Here is an 18,343-nt window from a genome sequence, read left to right as displayed (position 1 = left end):
CAGTTACGGAAATCGAAAGATGGATCAGACCTCGTAGATTTATCGTAGGCACAATCTCATGAAGGATCGGATCAGCTCTGATGACTTAGAGATTGGTTGTCATAAATGTTAGGATTTTATTTCAGCATGTATGTAATCTGTTTTAAATGTGATTCAATCCGATCAAGTTGTTGATGGATTTCATCGAATTTTGTATTCACTTCAAGACGCAGTTGGTGAAGTTGCCGAGCAATTAATGCGACATTTGTCTCCATGTATTCTTGGTTAAACCCTTCGGAATCGGATGGGGATGGAGCTTTGGGTCTAGGTGGCGTATGTTTCTTGGATAAGTTTTGGAAATAGAGAATGACATCTTGAGTATTTTGCACTTGTAGTTTTACCAATTCATTGGCATGAGTGAAGATAAACGAATAAGAAAGATTTTTTTTGCTTAAGAGACAGTATTCGAGCAAACTATTAACCATGCCATTTGAAAAATTAAAGTCTTCTTTTAACTCAGTAATGAGTTGTGCAATTTTCGGGGGAAGTGTTGACTGTTCTGTATAATGAGCAAGAAGTTGTTCAGGCTCAAGCTGTTCAAGTTGTTGGAGATGTTTATCAGACCCTTTCATGCCGTCAACTCCTTGGTGTGATGGTAATAAATATATTATATCTTATCTGGGGATGTAATTTTACAAAAACAGGAGTTTGGTTCATAGAAATATAGAACTCTCAACGAATTAGAGAATATCATAGTATTACTGAGAACAGACCTTTCTAATTGAGATCTTAAGTGATATTTTCAGTCGTTGATCGGCTCTAATGATTATGGTGTTCGGAAAAGACATTTTCGGGGTAGAGTAGTAACAGCAAAAGTTGGGGAGGTAGTATTACACCACCCCACTTTTTTACCTATTCCAGGATTTTTATTACGCTCCATATTTGGAGAGACAGCAGAAACTTTATTAATTGGTGGTGCAAAAGTGATGCCTACCCGTTTGATCGAGGCAGGATATTCATTTACTGATCCAGATTTATTAACAGTTCTTACAAAAATCCTTGCTAATAAAAATTAGTCGAGATTTTAGCAATAGTACTTTCTAGATCAATCGAGTTGTTTTATGGAAATAGACGCAGAAAGGAAGAGCCTCGATATGTACGTAAATCAAGAAAGGTCCCCTATAATCCGCATCGGGGTGAGTAGTTGTTTATTAGGAAATCCAGTTGGATCTAGTGGGGGGCATAAGCGTTGTCCATATCTAACAGGAGTTTTAGGGAAATATTTTGAATGGATCCCTATCTGTCCAGTAGTAGAGGTGGGGTTAGGAACTCCCAGGGATACGCTTCGTTTAGTGGAAGATGAAAAACAATCGGGAAAGATTCGTTTAGTGCTAGGGAAGTCACAGGAAGATTTGACCTCACATATGGTTGAATATGCCAGAAAAAGAGTCGAACAGATTATGGAGTTTCAGCTCCATGGCTTTATCCTGAAAAAGGATTCACCTTTATGCGAAATGGAAAGAGTCAAAATTTATAACACGCATGGAATGTCTGAGAGAAAAGGATATGGAATGTTTGCTAAAGAACTTATGGAGAGAGTTCCTGAGCTTCCGATTGAGGAAGAAGAGAGATTGACTGATCCAGGATTGCGGGAGAACTTTATTGAACGTGTTTTTGCGTATTATCGATGGAAATGTCTCATTCAATCCAATCCCAGCAAAAGAGATTTGGTTCGTTTCCATACTCAACACAAAATGGCGCTTTTATCTCATAGTAGAGACTATTATACACGTCTGGGTCAATGGATTTCACAAATTGGTAAAGTGAATAAGGATGAGTGGATGATTCGATATGGAAGATTATTTATGGAAGCTTTATCGTTTCCAGCGACGAGAAAGACACATACAAATGTCTTATATCACTTGATTGGTTTTCTCAAGAAAGAAATGACTAGTTTGGATCAAGAAGAGTTAGTCCAAGTCATTGAAGAATATCGACTTGGTTTGATTCCGTTGATTGTTCCCATTACATTACTCAATCATCATTTTCGTCATCATCCTTCTCCTTGGGTATCTGAACAAACTTATTTACATCCTAATCCGTTAGAGTTAAAGTTACGCAATCATTGATTAGAAAAACGATTTGGTGTATATTCGTTTCAATTTACATCTAGATAGAGAGGGCGAATCAATGGCAGAAGGGTTGGAAAAATAGGGTTTATGAGATAAATTCCCCAAGTGTTTAAGAGCAGCAAGTGAGTGGGAAATAGGGAATAGCACAATATTGTGATAATCTAAAATAAATATTGCATCATTGATTTGAATATGAATGAAGTCAGGATGGTTTCTTGTCTGCTTTTTATATTTTCTAAAAAAATAAATATAATCTTCTGCCGTTCGCTTCTCTTTTTATTAAAAAAGATGAGTGAATCCTTGATTAATGACGAATAGTTTCTTGGTTTTAATTGAGAAGTGTTTTGTATAGGATATATTTTTTTCATACATTTTGTAATATTGGTGAGGAAACGGAATCTATGAAAAATGTCAAATCTTATTGAAATGGGGCTGTTTTGTGTAATAATATAGGATGAAGAAACATAAAACGACACCACAAGATATCTGTCTGTTTCAATGATTTTGTATGAATGTGGTCTGTGGGTCACGCAGACTGAGTACAACAAATTGAAAAGGATGAAAAATAGAAGGAGGTTTCGAGAATGAGAGACCCCAAGCAGATCTTGGACTCTTTTCGTACAGATGTAAGTTCACGTAATATGTATACGGATCTGCTCAGACAGTTTGATCTAGAAGAGCCGAATCATGGAAAACCAAATCGGAAGAAGTCATCATTAAGTAGGAGCCCTATGAAAGGGACAGCCGCTGTATTATCTTTATGTTTGGTTACAGGCTTGACGGCTGGGATTGGAACAGCATCAGCAGAGAGTGAAATAGCTCCTGATCATGCACCGATTGACCAACCTGTTCAAAAGCCAAAAGTAGAAGTAGAACAACCCAAGCATGATATTCAAAGAGGAGAGACCCCCCCTTCTGATCAATCACCAAGAGAAGATTTTTCAAACAAACCCAAAGAAGTAGAAAAACCGAAAGTGGAAAAAGCGCAAGTGAAAGAAAACTCCGAACCTATTCCAACGGAAAAGCCAAAGGAGACCACTCAATCAACCCACTCGCCTTCATCTAGTACGCCAATGGAATCAGATCACTCCAAGTCTCCTCAGGCAGTGGAACAAACACCTAATCATGTCACTCCACCGAATGAGGCTTCTTCTAATGCTTCACAAGGACAAACAAAAGCTAATATCCAATACCAACCGAATAAGGAACAGAAAGAACAGGTTGGCAATCATTCAAGTCAATTAACTGAAAAAGCATCAGGAATCCACAAATCTGAACCTTCCAAAAATGTTTCATCCCAAGACTCTCTGCTAGTTGCTGAATCAAATAAACAGGCTAAACCAGAAGAAAATAAAAAGGAGCAACCTAAGACCGTTGAGGGAGGAGAGTTACCTAAGACAGCTGGCAATGATTTAAATGGAGTTCTCATGGGAAGTGGAATGGCACTACTAGGTTCGATCTATGCTTTTCGTAGAGGGAAGGCGAAGCGGTCTTGAAATGGGACCGAATCATTGCCTATCTATTTGTGACAGCTGGAATTGCCTATGCGAGCTATTCAGGAACTCAATACCTTCAGAAACTTCAAGTCGTAGAAGAGATTCCACCTTCAAAAGTAACAACATCAGAAGTCCAAAAGACACAACAACCGGTGTTGCCGAATGAATCTGCTAATAGTGTCGTCTTTAGCCAAGATCAGCGCCCTAAATTTGGGGAGCATTTCGCTGATTTGATCATCCCACGATTACAGGCCAAAATTCCTGTTGTGGAAGGGACGAACGAAGATGAACTCGCTCGAGGAGTGGGGCATTTTGCAGGTAGTGTATTACCAGGTGAGCCGGATAACAGTGTGTTGTCCGGACACCGGGATACTGTTTTTCGTCGCATGGGAGAGATGAAGGTAGGTGATGAGCTTCATGTAGAGACAAGTCAAGGAACCTTCATCTATGAAATCAAACGGATGTGGGTTACAGATGCAGATGATCGAACAGTAATTGTTCCTCATGATGAATCTGTGCTTACACTAACCACCTGTTACCCATTTTCCTACATTGGTCCTGCACCCCAAAGATATATTATCCAATCTTCATTGAAAAAACGGACCACTGAACCATTTTCTTTAAATGAGCAAGGAGGATGAGTATGGAACGATCTCCATTTCGCCGTAAACTACTCAAAATCGTCTTTTGGGGAATTATTCTATATACTGCTCTTACTAGTTCTATTGTCTTGGCGATTCAGTTCCACATCATCCCTGTGCCGAAACAACCTGAGATATCTGCTGCTCCTCAAGAAAAGCAAACTTCTTCTGAGGCAATAAAGGAAAGAGCTTTCGTTGAGAGATTTGTTCGTGAATATCTTTTTTGGACACAAGGATTGGAAGAGTCTAGAGCGGATCGCTTGAAGCCATTCTGGAAACCACAGATGGATCTTCAAGGTGGTATAGACTTTACTAAAACGGAGTGGAATTCCTATGTACGACATGCGGATGTTTGGGAAATCAAAGAGCGTCCTGATCAATCGGGAATCAAGGATATCACAGTGTTTGCTGAGACAGCACTGACTCATGTGAAAAAACCAAACGAACAAAAACGTGGAGAGAAGTACCTAGTCGTCTCCATTCAACAATCAGGAGACTCTTATGTAGTAGTAGATATCCCGCACTTTATCGCTCCACCTGTTGCTGTATATAAAGATGTTGCTAAGAAAACAGCAAAGAATAAGGGAGAGCAAGTCAGTTCAGAAGTTCATAATCAAGTTGAACAGTTTATGAAGTCCTTCTGGAAAGTATATACGACTGGCGAACCGCAAGAAATTGCCTATTACAAACACGATCATCAGCCACAATCTGGACTTACAGGTATTCTACGCCTAGTGGAAACTAAGAATTTAACAGTCACACAAGTAGAAAAGAATGTCATTGCTGAATGCGATGTCGTTTTAGAAGATTTAGATACAGGTGTGATTGTCAATTATCATTATACATTTACTTTAGCTGAACAAGGCGATCGCTGGTATGTAGTGAATATGAAACAAGGAGTGGAATAAAAGATGAATCCCTTACTCTTATGGATTTTAGCAGCTGGCCCTGGAGAAAAATTGAAAGAATCATTAGGAGGAGAAATTGGTTCTCTCTTTTTCCTTGCAGTCATTGCAATTAGTTTAGTTCTTTTCTGGAAACGGGCTTTTACAGCTTTTATCGGATTTGCTTTGTTTGCAATGCTTGTGAGTGTTTTTATTTTCCAACCTCAGATTATTCAATCCTTGGGTACAGATGGATTTAAGTGGTTATTTGAGGCTTATTTAAAATGAAACAAATTCGGGTTTACAATCAGGTGTTCCGAATTGAAAAAACGGTTTATTCGATCCAGGGTATTTCGCTACCTATTCCCGTCTCATACCGTCAAATGGCCTTTTTCGTCGGAACACTATTAATCATGGTTATTCTCAATTTATTTCCCCCTTTTAACTGGGTTGATTACTACCTTGTCAAGTTTGTGGGGATTCCTGCTATTGCTGCTTGGTTTTTTACAAGAAAAACATTAGATGGAAAGGCTCCGCATCGTTTTATCATCAGATATATTGAGCATAAGCTGAATGGACACCATTTCGCTCGATATCAAGAAATTGAGCGTCCGCGTGATCGGTGTTATCGGTATGAAGGCGAAGTCATATACCGTCATGGGGGTGATCAAACATGACACGCATTCCGTTTCCTATTAAATATTTTGAACGAAACTTAGTATTTGGAACAGATGGGTCTGTCTTTGCCTTTTACGAGCTACAACCGTTTAACTATGACTATCGGTCGATCGATGATCAGTTAAGCCTCCATGGGAACTTGGAGGCTTTTTATTGGAATATCAATGCAGAAACCCATGCATTAGTCGTCCCTGAATATCAAAGTTTAGAAGAACATCAACAGTCGATGAGTGAGAAAATTTGCGACTCGTTGAAGGAAGCTGGATTAGGTCATTTACAAGTGAGTATGGACCATCTAAAAGGAAAAGAAATTCACCAACATCGCTTTTTTATAGGTATTAAATTAAAACAAGCTCCTGTCAAAGGATTAAGTCTTCTACATGAGCTAGCTTACATTTTCAAAGATTTTAAACGGTATTTATCCAACCAGTCTGGAACGGATCTAACAGAGATTTTTGAAGAGGAATTGCAAGCGTATTTAATACAAGAAGAATTGATTTTCTCACGTGTTACGGGTTATTTACGTGCAACCCGTGTGAAAGAATCTGATCTGGAATGGTTAATCCGTCGAGGGTTTTACAGAGGAATTGGGGAGACACCCCGTCGACATAAATGGAAGCCCAAAACGATTCCGTTGGAAGTCAAAGGGAAGAAAGCTAAGCGACCCACACGAGATATTTTAACTCTTACTGAAGGGCGTTTTGATGATGCACATGGTCGGCGTCTTGTAGTAGAGCAATTTGTAAATGGAAAGATGAAAGAGGGGTATATGGCATTTTTAACGATTTCACACATCCCAGACAAAGCAATCTTTCCAGGAACTGAATGGATATATTCTTTACAAAAGCTATCGTTTCCTGTTGAGGCATCTGTTCGAACTGAGACGATTGAGTACGGAAAAGCGTTATCCCAAGTTTTAAATAAAAAGAAAGAGTTAAAAGCGGAAGATCAACATGCGTTGGAAAGTGGAGAAGAGACCTCTTATCATATTTTAAACAGTCGTCAAGAAGCGAATGAATTGGAAAATAATTTACGTACAGATAAATTTCCTTTACTCAAAACTTCAGTGATTTTGTGTGTTTCTGCATCAAGCTTAGAAGAGCTTCAAGTGCGAGTTCAACTAGTGAAAGATTTATATAGTGATTACATGGTTCAGATCGAAGTGCCATATGGAGATCAGTGGCGTGCTTTTAATGAGTTTATACCTGGTTCAAAGCAGTTGATCCCCGACTATATTCACTATATGGATCCTGCCGCGGTGGCGGCTAGTATGATTGGTGCAACTCGACAACTCGGGGATGGGCAAGGTCATTTAATTGGGATGTCTTATAATTTACCTGTCTTTTTTCAGCATGATCGTGGACCCAAAGATAAAAAATTGAGTACCACAGCTTCCGCAGCTTTTATTGGATCACTTGGGGCAGGGAAATCATTGGGGGCTAATCTACTCGCTTATCAGGCATTGCTTCACGGTTCCAAAGTGTTAATTTTTGACCCCAAGGATGAACGGGCTCACTGGCCACTCTATTTACCAGAATTGAGGGCGATGACGAGAGTGGTTACTTTACAAGCGAGCCATCAAGATAGAGGGAAATTAGATCCGTTGGTGGGTGCGACTCATCCATCAGAGCGCTTTGCAGCAGCTGAGACGGCCAAGCAAATTTTACAGTTTCTAGCACGTTCTGCTGATGGTACCTATGAAGCAATTGTGATCGGTAAAGCAGTTGACTATGTGATGCAACTTGAAAACCCATCCATGATGAAAGTGATCGAGTGTTTGCAAAATGGACTAAAAAATGCACCTGAGAAACGACAGGATAGTTTAGAAGAAATGGTTGATGTATTAAGCTATCTCGCTACCTCAGGTCAAGGACAGCTTTTGTTTGGCGATGGAAGTCAAAAAGCGATCGACTTATCTAAACAGTTGACCATTTTGCAAGTAGAAGATCTCAAGCTTCCTGAGGAAAGTCAAACCGACTATGGAAGGATGGCAATCGCTCTGCTCATGGCGATTTCTGATTTCTCCAGACGATTTTCCAATCAGTCAAGTGATGACTTTAAGATGGTATTATTTGATGAGGCTTGGCGACTTGCAAAAGTGAGAGAAGGACGGGCGATCTTAGAAGAATTAGTACGTACTGGTAGAAGTAAAAATGCGGCTATTTATTTAATTAGCCAAAATGCTAAAGATATGTTAGGCGAGGAAATTCGGTCGAATTTAGGTTGTCGCTTTGTTTTTCGTTGCCGAGATCAAAGAGAAGCTGAAGCAGCTTGTCAAATGCTAGGGATTGAACCGAATGAGGTTAATATTGATGCGATTCGAAATCTCCCCACAGGCACTTGCTTAATGTCCGATTTAGAAAAAAGAGTGAATGAAGTAGAGATTCGTGTGCTTGAAGAACGATTATTTAAGGCATTTGACACCCGCCCTGGCTCTAAAACAAAGAATGATATGGAGCATAGTCATAATAGCAACCATCCCTTCGAAAATGAACAGGTGCTACCGACCAATTGAATCGGTGACGAGGAGGTTTGCACTGTAAAATCAGACTGCTTATAGAAGGAGAAAAGGCGACGATGAACAAAAGAAGAACATGGATGATCTTCTTGACTCTTCTCATCTGGATAACTGTTATTCCAGGAACGCAAGCTGTTTATGCAGAGGAAAAAGCGGAACAAAGCTCAGAGGGCTTTAGCTTAATTGGTGATATCTTAACGATCTTTCCTGAAGATAAAATTAAGGAAGCTGAGAAGAAAGGTTATAATGTCAAATATAGTAAATATCCTCCCAGTCGGTATTATCTGGATATTAACCTTGAGACTGGATTATTAGAATGGGATAAAAAGGTTTCTAATCAAGGACATTCCATTATGAATGATCTGAACAACTTTGGTTGGCAGTCAATCCTGACATGGGATTTTACAGTGATCATGATTGTAGAAAATGCTTTTTCATTAGACATTGTAAATGAATTTGCGGACTCTATTGAAAAGTCTGTCCAACAATTAGCAGGCTTTAATGGTTCTGGTTATGGGAAAACAGGGCTAATGGGCAATTTTCTTACACTAATGATTATCTTAGCTGGGGCTTGGATTGCATATACAGGTATGATTCAGAAGAAAACAACTAAGGCTCTAACTGGTATGTTAAGTAGCTTACTCATCTTAGTACTAGGTCTCGCTTTTTTTGCTAATGTGGGTGGGGTCATGCGCTACGTTAACGATATCTCTAGCGGTCTTAATCAGGAAGTAATGGGGGTTGGTGTTGCTTTTCAACAGGAGATGAGTGGAGATGAGGCTAAATACCCAGCGGATGTCTCCTCCATGGTTGTCGCAGACCAACTATACACTATGCTTATTTATGAGCCTTATCTGATGTTGCAATATGGAAAAACAGCTAATGATCCTTCATTGACTCCAGAGCGAATACGTAAAATCTTAGATCATAAACCAGGCAGTACCTCTCGAGCTCAAGCGGTCTTGAATGAAAGAAATGGGGTTGGTCATGAACCAAATGTAATGGTTACTTCAGATGGCGTATTTCAACGATTAACCCTACTGATTATGTTATTTATTTCTCACGTCATTTTAGGCTTTCTTTTCTTACTGATTGCAGGAGCGATGTTAGTTTTTCAATTTATTTTTGTGTTAGCTACATTGTTTGCCCCGTTTGCTTTCTTAATGGGACTACACCCTACGTTAAACTCTGTGGCTACTGCTTGGTTTAAAAAATTTATTGGTTATCAATTGGTAAAGCTAATTATTGGTGTCTTTTTTAGTATGTTGTTAACCATCTCACAATTCCTCTACCAAATGAGTCCTCCTGAAAAAGTAGGTTATGTATGGACGATTGCTATGCAGGTCATTTTAGTTATGGGGGTTGTTTGGAAACGGGATGAGCTGTTTAGCATCCTAAAAGCACCTATGGGTAAAGTCGATGATTTTAAAGGGGAATTAAACATTAAGTTACCTGTCACCTATGTCACTAAGTATTCTGAGACCATGGCTGCACGGATGAAAAAGATTAATGCGAAGAGAAAATAAAGTGGGGTTGAAGGAGGCATGATCCATGTTTAACACCAATCTACCCAGTGATCGTCGTCGTTTATTACTATTGGTTCTGTTTTCCTTTATTGTGGTTGGTTTTTTGACCAAATATGTTCTTCTATCACTCGGTTGGGTAGATGGTTCAATTTCTGAGTCAAAGCCTCATCCAGTTGTATCTGATCCATCACCTGTAGCCCCCGTTGAACAAAATGAAACTCTTCCACCAGCTGAACTTTCAGCAGCTCAACAGGTTGCTGAGCAGTTTATTCAACCATATGCCAATCAAGTCAATAAGAGTGAATGGCTTAGCCAGCTAAAATCATTGATGACAGATGAGTTTTACGAAACGCTAAAAATGGAAGTTGAATTAGCTCGTCCTGTTCAAGGCGTACAAAGTAGTCAATTTCAAAAGATCACTAATAAAAGTTGTGAGGCAGTTGGGATCAAAGTGGATTGTTTATTAGAGACGGTTGTTATAGAGCAAGTAGACAATCAACAAAGACCAGTAGAAAAGGTTTATCAGGTGATTTTACAAAAGCAGGGGAGTGATTGGTTGGTGGAGGAGGTAAATCTGCATGCCAGCATCGACTAAACCGATGTCCCAGACTTCCAAAATCCATAAAAAATTCCGTTTGAGATCAAGACGAAGAAATGTTAATCCTACCACTAAAGTATTTGTCGGCTCGTTTATTGCTATCATTTCCATGGTTGGAATTGTAATTTGTATGGTGATAGGCGTTCTATTTATCAGTCTATTTTCAAGTAATCAACCTTCTGTGGGTGAAGGGTCTGAACAATGGGAAGTTGCTGAAGGCTTCCCTGTAGTAGCACAATCCTATCTACCTATCTATCAAGAAGCAGGGAAAAAATATGGAGTTCCTTGGCAAGTACTTGCTGGTATCCATAAAATTGAGACTGACTTTGGGAGGAACTTAAGTGTAAGTTCTGTCGGAGCACGGGGGCATACTCAGTTCATGCCTAAAACATGGGTAGGTTGGAGTCATCCAGGGGGAACTCGATTAGGAAATTTACCAGATCACGTAGATATTACGAATCCGGCTTTAATTGCGAAGTATGGAGGATATGGAGTGGATGCCAATGGTGATGGTAAAGCTGATCCCTATGATCCTGTAGATGCGATCCATTCAACGGCTAACTATTTATCTGCTAACTATACACCAGGTGAAGATTGGTTTGCACGTAAAGGACCTGTTTGGCACTATAATCACGACTATGAAAATTATGTACTTAAGGTGAAAGGATTTGCTGAATCCTTTGCGGTCCCTTCTCCAAAGAATGGAACAGGTTTACACCTTGTCAAAGGTGAATTTGCTTGGCCAGTACCTGGAGGCACTCTTACTGATGACTATGGCGACCGATTCCACCCCATAAAAAAAGTATATAAAAAACATGCTGGAATTGATATCGGAAAAGGGTATGGTACTCCGATTCTGGCGAGCGATGGTGGAATTGTTGTGGAATCAAGAAAGTCGAGTGGATATGGTTGGAAAATTGTGATTGATCATGGAAACGGATTTCGTACCCTTTATGCACATATGGAGCCACATGATGTAAAAGTACAGCTTGGGCAAGAAGTAGCTCAAGGTGATCTGATTGCTTTAATGGGAAGTAATGGTTGGAGTACAGGACCCCATCTACATTTTGAAATTCATAAGAACGGTCAAGCGATTAATCCAGAATTACTCGTTCAAAGACCTTAAAAATAGTGAATTCAACGAAAAGGAAAAAATATTTTTATAGAGAAATTTATCATACTATGGAATTTTCTACATCATTCGACTTTAGTGTAATCGATTAAGCTCTTCTTATCAAAGAGTACAAGAAAGGTGGGGTTTGTTTGTTTCCATGGAACAATGTTCCTAAAGGTAGTGATGATTTATTTCGTACGGTTGCTAAAGTGTTTTTCTTTGTCGTTGTATTTGGTGGTGTGGCTACTGGAGTTTGGTATTTGTGGGTACAACTGAGCAAATGGTTGGACGAACCTACTAAGGCAGAGAATACCGAAAAGACTATGGGGACTTGGTTAAGTTCAGCGGGAGATCTCCTGCTTACTTGGTTACCCGTTCTGATTTTACTTGCGATTATTGGTGGAGTTGTTTATTTTGTAGGGATCTATTTTTCCAAGTCTCATTATCGAAATGTAGCTAGAAATACAGTTAAGTATCTACGGATCTTACCTTCTACAGATGTTCGATTAGAGTTGGATAAAATTGCCGAATTAACTAGAACCTTTGGTGGAATGGCGAGGTTATGGCAAGTAAGATTAAAAATGGGGCAACCTTGGTTTCGCTTACGATTTGCGATTCCTCCTGACCGCAATGAAATTGGAATTTACCTTGCTTATCCGATCGATAAAGAAAATAGTGTAAAGGATACTTTACGAAGCGTTTTTCCTTCAGCGGAAATTCATGATATCGCTTCAGAAGATTTTCCACATCCCGAAAAAGGTGGATCAGGTGGTCATTTTACTTTCCAACTAGGGGGTCGAAAAGGATTACCTCTTGTTTCATTACAAGAGAAAAAGCAGAGTCAATTAGCTAGTATTCTCAATTGCTTACGGCCTGGAACTTATTTGGATTTACAGTTTTCTCCAGTTAGTTGGAAAGAGTTGGAGGAACGATCGGAAGATGTACTTGATAGTCTGAAAAACAAAAAGATGAAAGATATGGACCCTGAAGAGAAAGCTAGAAGGGTTAGCTTAACTCAGAGACTCACAGGTCGGGAACTTACCTTTCATGTCCGCCTTTCCTTATGGTCGAATCATCCTCAGGCAATTTCAGTTGTCCGGTCTACAGCTGAATCCATCGAAACAGCTGTTAATTATGATGGCGCGATCCGTTTTTGGAAGCATGACTTTTGGAATCCATTGGCAGATCGCAACCTTGTACCGATTCCGTTTCCTTTTACAATTATGACTTGGACATGTGATGAGATTGCTAACTTATTTCACTTACCTCCTGGAGACCATTGGATATATCAAGAACCTGATAAAGATGCAGGGGTTGATACCAGAGGCTATATTGTTCACTTAGAAGCCAACCAGCGTTCATTAGCCTATGGTGATTTAAGCGAAGGAGTACTCATTGGGAAAATTAAGCATCCGTTGGAAAATCGTGAAGTCCGTATTAGTACCGACCAATTGAGCAAGCATTTTCTGCTTACTGGAGCAAGTGGGATGGGGAAATCAAGTCTAGCGATCGATATGATCCAATCGTTTTTGGATGAGTGGTTTCAAAATCCAGATGAACATCCAGGTTTCACTATTGTCGATCCAGCTCGAGAGATTATCCCTATTATTGAAAATCGTTTACGAACGGCAGAACAGTATGGCATATCATTTCCGAAAGAGAAGATCCATCACTTTAACCTGTCCGATGATTCAACGAGTGTGCCAGCGTTGAACCTTTTGCATAAGAGACAAGGTTATACGACCAATCACTTGGCTAATCAAGTTGCTACTATTTTAGTTACACAGGATGAATCCGATGAGTCTTTATTAAGAACGAGACGGTTGATGAGTCTTGCAGTTCAAAGTTTACTGGAGGATCAAGAAACCCACACCATTCTCGGAGTTGATGATTTATTTCGTAGTCCAGACTTTCGTGAAAAGGTAGTTCAACATATTCAAGATCCGTATGTAAAGCGTTACTGGGCAAATGTTGACGAGCAAGAATTGAAGAATGAGATGGAACCGGTTCTCCAACGAGTCGATCGAATTTTACAAAACCCTACGTTGAGGCGTTTATTTTGTCAAAAAGAAATGACTCTAGATATTAGAAAGTATATGGATGAAGGACATATTGTTTTGATCGATACGAATGGAATGAAAGGCTATGATATTCGGGCAGTGGTTGGACATTTAATTAACCAATATCATCAAGCCGCGAAGAGACGACCATCGGGAGCTAAATTCCATCTAATGATGGTAGATGAAGCACAGCTTGTACAATTACCATTACTCACCGAAATCCTATCCGAAGACCGGAAGTATGCGTTTGGACTTGGACTGATCACCCGCGAAATTGATCAGTTTAAGGATGAAGACTTAGTTCATGCGATTCGCTCCAATATCGGAATGATTATTAGTTGTGGTCAAACAGAAGGTTCCACTCATGTGGAACATCTCACTCGTCAAACATTGAGTGCTAAATTTGTAGAAAGATTACCTGAGCGAAATGCAGCACTATATATTCGATCAAAAAGAAATCAACGGAGTAGTGTAACCACTTGTGTAGTGGAGAATGAACCTCCTCTTGTCTATTTGCCAGATGGGAAAGAAGCCAACCATTTAACCAATGAAAGAGATCAAGCAATGGAATGGGGTTCAGCGTGGGGCTTGGCCTTGATGCAAGAATCTACTGAAGTTCGTCCGATCTCAGAAGTGGATCGAGAAATTGCAGAATATATGAATCCAATTCAAACCGACTCCCAAGATTCCTAATGTGCCCTGATCCTGTAGGTATCCTATGGGATCAGGAAATGAATACATAGGAATTTATTCATCATTCGTGTCTCATCATCATGTTTATGAAAGGTGGTTCAACATTGGGAGGTTTGACCAGATCCTTATTTAGATTATTTCATAGCTTTTTACCCATTTTAGAAATATGTATATTGTCTTTTTTGCTCGGAGTGAGATTTCATTCACTTTCAGCAACGATCATCATTTTGGTTATACTTTTTATTTCGATGTTTTTTATTGATGTCGTAGGTAGAATGATTGGATGGGGACTACTGTTTTATCTACATTCTCTGACAGATGGTCAAGGAGACATTCTTTTTGGCATAGTATCAGCTTTAATTGTGGCTGGAATTAGATATTTAATATGGAAAATAATAAAGATTTAATTATGCTTTATTTCAAGCAAGGAACTTGCACCCCACCTCCTTCTGCTATACTGTTAAACAGATAGTACGTAGATGGGGGTTTTTTTGTTGCAACGGAAATGGATGATCTATAATGTGGTTCTGATTATGGTTTTTTTAATCGGGCGGTGGGTGATTCTTGATCAATTTGACTTTGCTTCTGGTCAACCCTCTGAATTAGGTAAAGATTGGCTGGTGGGTTGGGTAAACGGATTTAGTGTACTATTTCTGTTTCCTTTTTATTGGTGGGTGATTAAAAAGGTAACCCATAAGATTCGCACACAGATCCAAAAACGTTTTTTGCGTATTTTTACATATATATACAGTTATATGATCATGGTCTTATTATTTACAGTGATCTACTATGCTTTTATTTTGTCATTTTAGTTTGACTTATGTTGGATTCAATTCAAGTGAACGAATGGATCCATTTTCTAAAATACCCATTCGGGTACAGATCGACTCGCACTCTTCTCGATGGGAGGATGTTAAAAAGAGGGTAGTCCCTTGTTGAGCTAGATCTTGAAACAGAGAATAAACCATCGAAGTCGCTGAAGGATCTAAAGAAGTAGTTGGCTCATCGAATAATAATATTTGTGGCTGGGAAAGAAGGGCTAGGGCGATTCCAAGCCTTTTTTTCATTCCTTGAGAGAATTGCTGAACAGTTTTTTGATTCGTAGGGTCCAATTCTACTAAACGTAAGATTTCACGTAATTGTTGTCGTTTTTGTCTTTGTCCTTTTACTTTGTTAAAGAATAGCATGTGTTCGAGAGCGCTCATTTCATTAAAATATGATTGATTTTCTGTTACAATCCCTACATTTTGGAAAAAATAAGCTGAATGCCCAGGGGGTTCTTCTAATATCCGGATAGTACCTGTAGTGGAATGGATAATTCCAGCTAATAAATGAATGGTTGTGCTTTTCCCGGCACCGTTATTTCCTACCAACCCGAATAATTCACCTGATTTTACATGTAGTTGTACTTGATGAATGACTCGTCTTCCGTCGTACTGTTTACTTACATTTTCCATTCGGATCATCTTAGAGGTCCTTTCTCCTTAAGATAAAAATGGCTCCCCACAAAGCTAGTAATCCGATCTCAATCCAAATCCAAGGGAGCAAGCTTGTCCAATCAAAAATAAACGTTGCAAAGGAAAATACAGGTTGATCGGTGGTAATCATCACTGCTCCTTCGATGATGATCAGAGCGATTGCAGTTAGAAAGCCAACAAGTAGTATATAGGTTTGTTTTGTCCATAACGTAGAAAATAAAAGAGTGATTCCAACAGCCAAAAAAACGATACTCCATAAATGGAAGAGAATATAAAAGGAGAATGAACGGTCAAGATAGGAAAAAACAAGGTAGATCAATGTTACAGTGAATAACCAAAATGTTAGAACTCCTAAGTACTTTCCTAGAATTAGGTTTCCTCTGGTGACAGAAGTGATCCACAAACGAATTCGACCCGACTGAACTTCTTGGCTGATCGATCCATGAGATATGATAAATATAAGTAAAAAACCCATCAAGCGAAAAATGAGGTCGAAGCTCCAACTATATTGGGCGATATATAACGGCTCTCCAAAGAGAATCGAAGAGAACGATGGAAACCAGTGATAAAGTTGATATGAAATGAGGAACAAACTAAATAAAATCAACCATATACGAAATCCCCGAAATAATTCCCAAAACTCTTTTTGCCAAACGGCTAACAATCTTTCCACCTTCTTCTTGATCTATGAAAGATATGACTAGTATGAACGAATAAAAAGCGTCCTATGCCTTTGTATAATTTTACCTTCCAAAGAAATGATAAGAGATATATAGACAGTTGATTGGAGGGATTTCATGAGTCGAGTTATTTCGGTAGGAACTGCCGTTCCCCAATATGTGATTGCCCAAGATGAGGCACGTCAATTTGCTAAGCAGATTTTTGAAGGATCATTTTCAAATATTGATCGACTCCTTACTATTTTTGAGAATACAGCGATCCATAAACGTCGTTTTAGTCAGCCGATTAGTTGGTTTGAACAAGAGAGGACACTTTCTGAGCGCAATCAAGCATATATGGAAACTGCATGTCAATTGGGAGAAGAGGCGATTCAACAATGTTTGGATGCCGCTGGAATAGCCCCTCAAGAAATTGATCACATTATTTTTGTTTCCACCACAGGGATTGCGACTCCGAGTATTGATGCATATCTAATCAACCAATTGGAGATGAATTCCCATATCAAACGAACCCCTATTTGGGGATTAGGATGTGCGGGAGGAGTGGCTGGCTTATCACGAGCTTATGAGTTTACAAAAGCATTTCCTGACAGCAAAGTTCTTTTATTGGCAGTTGAATGTTGTGGGCTTACGTTTCGACGGAACGATAGCTCCAAAAGTAACCTAGTAGCTACTTCACTTTTCGCAGATGGTGCAGCAGCGGTGTTAGTGGTAGGAGATGAAGTAGATCTTTCTCAGTCTGTTAACGCTCCTCGTATTGTACAAAGCATGAGTACGATTTGGTCAGATTCGTTAGGTGTAATGGGTTGGGAGGTTATGGACGATGGATTGAAAGTATTGTTTTCAAAAGATATTCCTACCATTGTGAGATCACATGTGAAGCCAGTGGTGGATCAGCTTCTAACGAACAGACAGTTACATATCGAAGAGATTGAACATTTTATTACCCATCCCGGTGGGATGAAAGTGATTCAAGCCTATCAAGAGGCTTTACAAGTACCGATGGAAAAGTTTACACATGCTCATTCGGTTCTTAACGAGTATGGAAATATGTCATCAGCTACTGTCTTATTTGTCTTAAAAAGAGAGTTAGAGCAAGGGCATCGTGCAGGAAGTTATGGCTTGATGAACGCATTGGGTCCAGGATTTAGTTCGGAAATGATTTTATTAAAATGGGAAAAAGAGACTCCTCCCTTGACTCAATCATTTTCGAATGATCAGACGGAGCCGGAGCTAAGTGGAGTTCAGGAGGGAGTGTGATGCAGATGAGTGGATGGCTATTTCTTTGGTTGGCAGTTATTGTACAACGGGTGTATGAGTTATATCTTGCTAAGAAAAATGAGCGTTGGTTGAAGCTGAAGGGTGGATTTGAAGTTGGAAGAAAACATTACCCTATGATCTGGATCACTCATGTTTTATTTTTTGCAGGAATTTTACTTGAAGTGTTATTAGGTGCCCAAGTACCCGCGTGGGTTGGATTCCCACTTGCCCTTTTTTTATTGACCCAAGTTTTACGGATCTGGTGTATACGCTCCCTCGGGAGATATTGGAATACAAAGATTTGGATTGTACCTCAAAGCTCATTGCAAATGAAAGGTCCATATCGATATCTGCGTCACCCCAATTACTTGGTGGTGATGCTAGAGGTGCTAGTTTTTCCACTTATTTTTGGAGCCTATTGGACTGCTTTAAGTATATCGATCCTGAATACCTATGTTTTATTAGCCATCCGCATTCCTATAGAGGAAAAAGCGCTTTTAACGTATACTTCTTACCAAGAATCGATGGGAGAAAAGAAACGTTTCTTCCCTTTTCTATTAAGATAGCTATTAATGGATATAAAACACCTAAATTATGTAGAAATAT

At 39.4% G+C, this 18,343-nt stretch carries 18 protein-coding genes; 15 read left to right on the top strand and 3 right to left on the bottom strand.

Annotated features, from left to right (window positions below; genetic code table 11):
• Positions 1-116: 116 nt before the first annotated feature.
• Positions 117-611 carry a DnaD domain-containing protein gene (locus tag EDD58_RS02975; RefSeq protein WP_131923338.1) on the bottom strand — a complete coding sequence of 165 codons (495 nt, stop codon included), beginning with the start codon at positions 609-611 and terminating at the stop codon, positions 117-119.
• Between the two features lie 177 nt (positions 612-788).
• Between EDD58_RS02975 and EDD58_RS02970 the strand changes: the two genes are divergently transcribed.
• The 13 genes from EDD58_RS02970 (at position 789) to EDD58_RS02910 (ending at position 15,131) form a co-directional block, all read left to right on the top strand.
• On the top strand, positions 789-1,055 hold the full coding sequence (locus EDD58_RS02970) for a DUF1731 domain-containing protein (protein WP_131923337.1): 267 nt from the start codon (positions 789-791) through the stop codon (positions 1,053-1,055).
• Positions 1,056-1,175: 120 nt separating this feature from the next.
• Complete coding sequence (locus EDD58_RS02965) at positions 1,176-2,108, top strand: YbgA family protein (RefSeq protein WP_165875768.1); 933 nt, start codon at positions 1,176-1,178, stop codon at positions 2,106-2,108.
• Between the two features lie 587 nt (positions 2,109-2,695).
• Positions 2,696-3,607, top strand: a complete 912-nt coding sequence (locus tag EDD58_RS02960) for a hypothetical protein (protein ID WP_131923335.1) — start codon at positions 2,696-2,698, stop codon at positions 3,605-3,607.
• Positions 3,604-4,248 carry a class D sortase gene (locus tag EDD58_RS02955; protein WP_243648630.1) on the top strand — a complete coding sequence of 215 codons (645 nt, stop codon included), beginning with the start codon at positions 3,604-3,606 and terminating at the stop codon, positions 4,246-4,248. Before EDD58_RS02960 ends, EDD58_RS02955 begins: the two co-directional genes overlap by 4 nt.
• A gap of 2 nt (positions 4,249-4,250) precedes the next feature.
• Positions 4,251-5,156 (top strand): conjugal transfer protein, encoded by a 906-nt coding sequence (locus EDD58_RS02950; protein WP_165875767.1) that lies wholly within the window; start codon positions 4,251-4,253, stop codon positions 5,154-5,156.
• 3 nt (positions 5,157-5,159) lie between these two features.
• The gene (locus tag EDD58_RS02945; RefSeq protein ID WP_131923333.1) at positions 5,160-5,420 is read left to right on the top strand and encodes a hypothetical protein; all 261 of its coding nucleotides are present in this window, start codon (positions 5,160-5,162) and stop codon (positions 5,418-5,420) included.
• Positions 5,417-5,809: a TcpE family conjugal transfer membrane protein gene (locus tag EDD58_RS02940; protein ID WP_131923332.1), complete on the top strand. Its 393-nt coding sequence runs from the start codon at positions 5,417-5,419 to the stop codon at positions 5,807-5,809. Before EDD58_RS02945 ends, EDD58_RS02940 begins: the two co-directional genes overlap by 4 nt.
• Entirely contained in the window at positions 5,806-8,325 is a 2,520-nt protein-coding gene (locus EDD58_RS02935; protein ID WP_131923331.1) for a helicase HerA-like domain-containing protein, read from the top strand. Before EDD58_RS02940 ends, EDD58_RS02935 begins: the two co-directional genes overlap by 4 nt.
• A gap of 62 nt (positions 8,326-8,387) precedes the next feature.
• On the top strand, positions 8,388-9,854 hold the full coding sequence (locus EDD58_RS02930) for a CD3337/EF1877 family mobilome membrane protein (RefSeq protein ID WP_131923330.1): 1,467 nt from the start codon (positions 8,388-8,390) through the stop codon (positions 9,852-9,854).
• 25 nt (positions 9,855-9,879) lie between these two features.
• The gene (locus EDD58_RS02925) at positions 9,880-10,449 is read left to right on the top strand and encodes a hypothetical protein (protein WP_131923329.1); all 570 of its coding nucleotides are present in this window, start codon (positions 9,880-9,882) and stop codon (positions 10,447-10,449) included.
• Positions 10,433-11,578, top strand: coding sequence for a peptidoglycan DD-metalloendopeptidase family protein (locus EDD58_RS02920; RefSeq protein ID WP_131923328.1), 1,146 nt, complete (start codon positions 10,433-10,435; stop codon positions 11,576-11,578). The genes EDD58_RS02925 and EDD58_RS02920 overlap by 17 nt, the downstream gene beginning before the upstream one ends.
• 137 nt (positions 11,579-11,715) lie before the next feature.
• Complete coding sequence (locus tag EDD58_RS02915; protein WP_131923327.1) at positions 11,716-14,319, top strand: type IV secretory system conjugative DNA transfer family protein; 2,604 nt, start codon at positions 11,716-11,718, stop codon at positions 14,317-14,319.
• Positions 14,320-14,813: 494 nt separating this feature from the next.
• The gene (locus EDD58_RS02910; RefSeq protein WP_131923326.1) at positions 14,814-15,131 is read left to right on the top strand and encodes a hypothetical protein; all 318 of its coding nucleotides are present in this window, start codon (positions 14,814-14,816) and stop codon (positions 15,129-15,131) included.
• 6 nt (positions 15,132-15,137) lie between these two features.
• On the opposite strand, the gene EDD58_RS02905 is transcribed toward EDD58_RS02910, so the two are convergent.
• The gene (locus tag EDD58_RS02905; RefSeq protein WP_131923325.1) at positions 15,138-15,785 is read right to left on the bottom strand and encodes an ABC transporter ATP-binding protein; all 648 of its coding nucleotides are present in this window, start codon (positions 15,783-15,785) and stop codon (positions 15,138-15,140) included.
• A gap of 1 nt (position 15,786) precedes the next feature.
• Positions 15,787-16,461 (bottom strand): hypothetical protein, encoded by a 675-nt coding sequence (locus tag EDD58_RS02900; RefSeq protein WP_131923324.1) that lies wholly within the window; start codon positions 16,459-16,461, stop codon positions 15,787-15,789.
• 133 nt (positions 16,462-16,594) lie between these two features.
• Between EDD58_RS02900 and EDD58_RS02895 the strand changes: the two genes are divergently transcribed.
• On the top strand, positions 16,595-17,737 hold the full coding sequence (locus EDD58_RS02895; protein WP_131923323.1) for a type III polyketide synthase: 1,143 nt from the start codon (positions 16,595-16,597) through the stop codon (positions 17,735-17,737).
• A complete protein-coding gene (locus EDD58_RS02890) occupies positions 17,737-18,303 on the top strand; it encodes an isoprenylcysteine carboxyl methyltransferase family protein (protein ID WP_243648629.1) in 567 nt (188 codons plus the stop codon). Before EDD58_RS02895 ends, EDD58_RS02890 begins: the two co-directional genes overlap by 1 nt.
• Positions 18,304-18,343: the final 40 nt, after the last annotated feature.

Origin of the sequence: Hazenella coriacea, assembly GCF_004341825.1 — a bacterium.
Classification (GTDB): Bacteria; Bacillota; Bacilli; order Thermoactinomycetales; family Thermoactinomycetaceae; genus Hazenella; species Hazenella coriacea.
Note: the sequence above shows the minus strand (reverse complement) of the source record. Positions and strands in the feature narration are given on the sequence as shown.

Coding starts and splice junctions, on each gene's coding strand:
- EDD58_RS02975 (WP_131923338.1), bottom strand. CDS start 611: ATGAAAGGGTCTGATAAACATCTCCAACAACTTGAACAGCTTGAGCCT.
- EDD58_RS02960 (WP_131923335.1), top strand. CDS start 2,696: ATGAGAGACCCCAAGCAGATCTTGGACTCTTTTCGTACAGATGTAAGT.
- EDD58_RS02950 (WP_165875767.1), top strand. CDS start 4,251: ATGGAACGATCTCCATTTCGCCGTAAACTACTCAAAATCGTCTTTTGG.
- EDD58_RS02945 (WP_131923333.1), top strand. CDS start 5,160: ATGAATCCCTTACTCTTATGGATTTTAGCAGCTGGCCCTGGAGAAAAA.
- EDD58_RS02940 (WP_131923332.1), top strand. CDS start 5,417: ATGAAACAAATTCGGGTTTACAATCAGGTGTTCCGAATTGAAAAAACG.
- EDD58_RS02935 (WP_131923331.1), top strand. CDS start 5,806: ATGACACGCATTCCGTTTCCTATTAAATATTTTGAACGAAACTTAGTA.
- EDD58_RS02930 (WP_131923330.1), top strand. CDS start 8,388: ATGAACAAAAGAAGAACATGGATGATCTTCTTGACTCTTCTCATCTGG.
- EDD58_RS02925 (WP_131923329.1), top strand. CDS start 9,880: ATGTTTAACACCAATCTACCCAGTGATCGTCGTCGTTTATTACTATTG.
- EDD58_RS02920 (WP_131923328.1), top strand. CDS start 10,433: ATGCCAGCATCGACTAAACCGATGTCCCAGACTTCCAAAATCCATAAA.
- EDD58_RS02905 (WP_131923325.1), bottom strand. CDS start 15,785: ATGATCCGAATGGAAAATGTAAGTAAACAGTACGACGGAAGACGAGTC.
- EDD58_RS02895 (WP_131923323.1), top strand. CDS start 16,595: ATGAGTCGAGTTATTTCGGTAGGAACTGCCGTTCCCCAATATGTGATT.
- EDD58_RS02890 (WP_243648629.1), top strand. CDS start 17,737: ATGCAGATGAGTGGATGGCTATTTCTTTGGTTGGCAGTTATTGTACAA.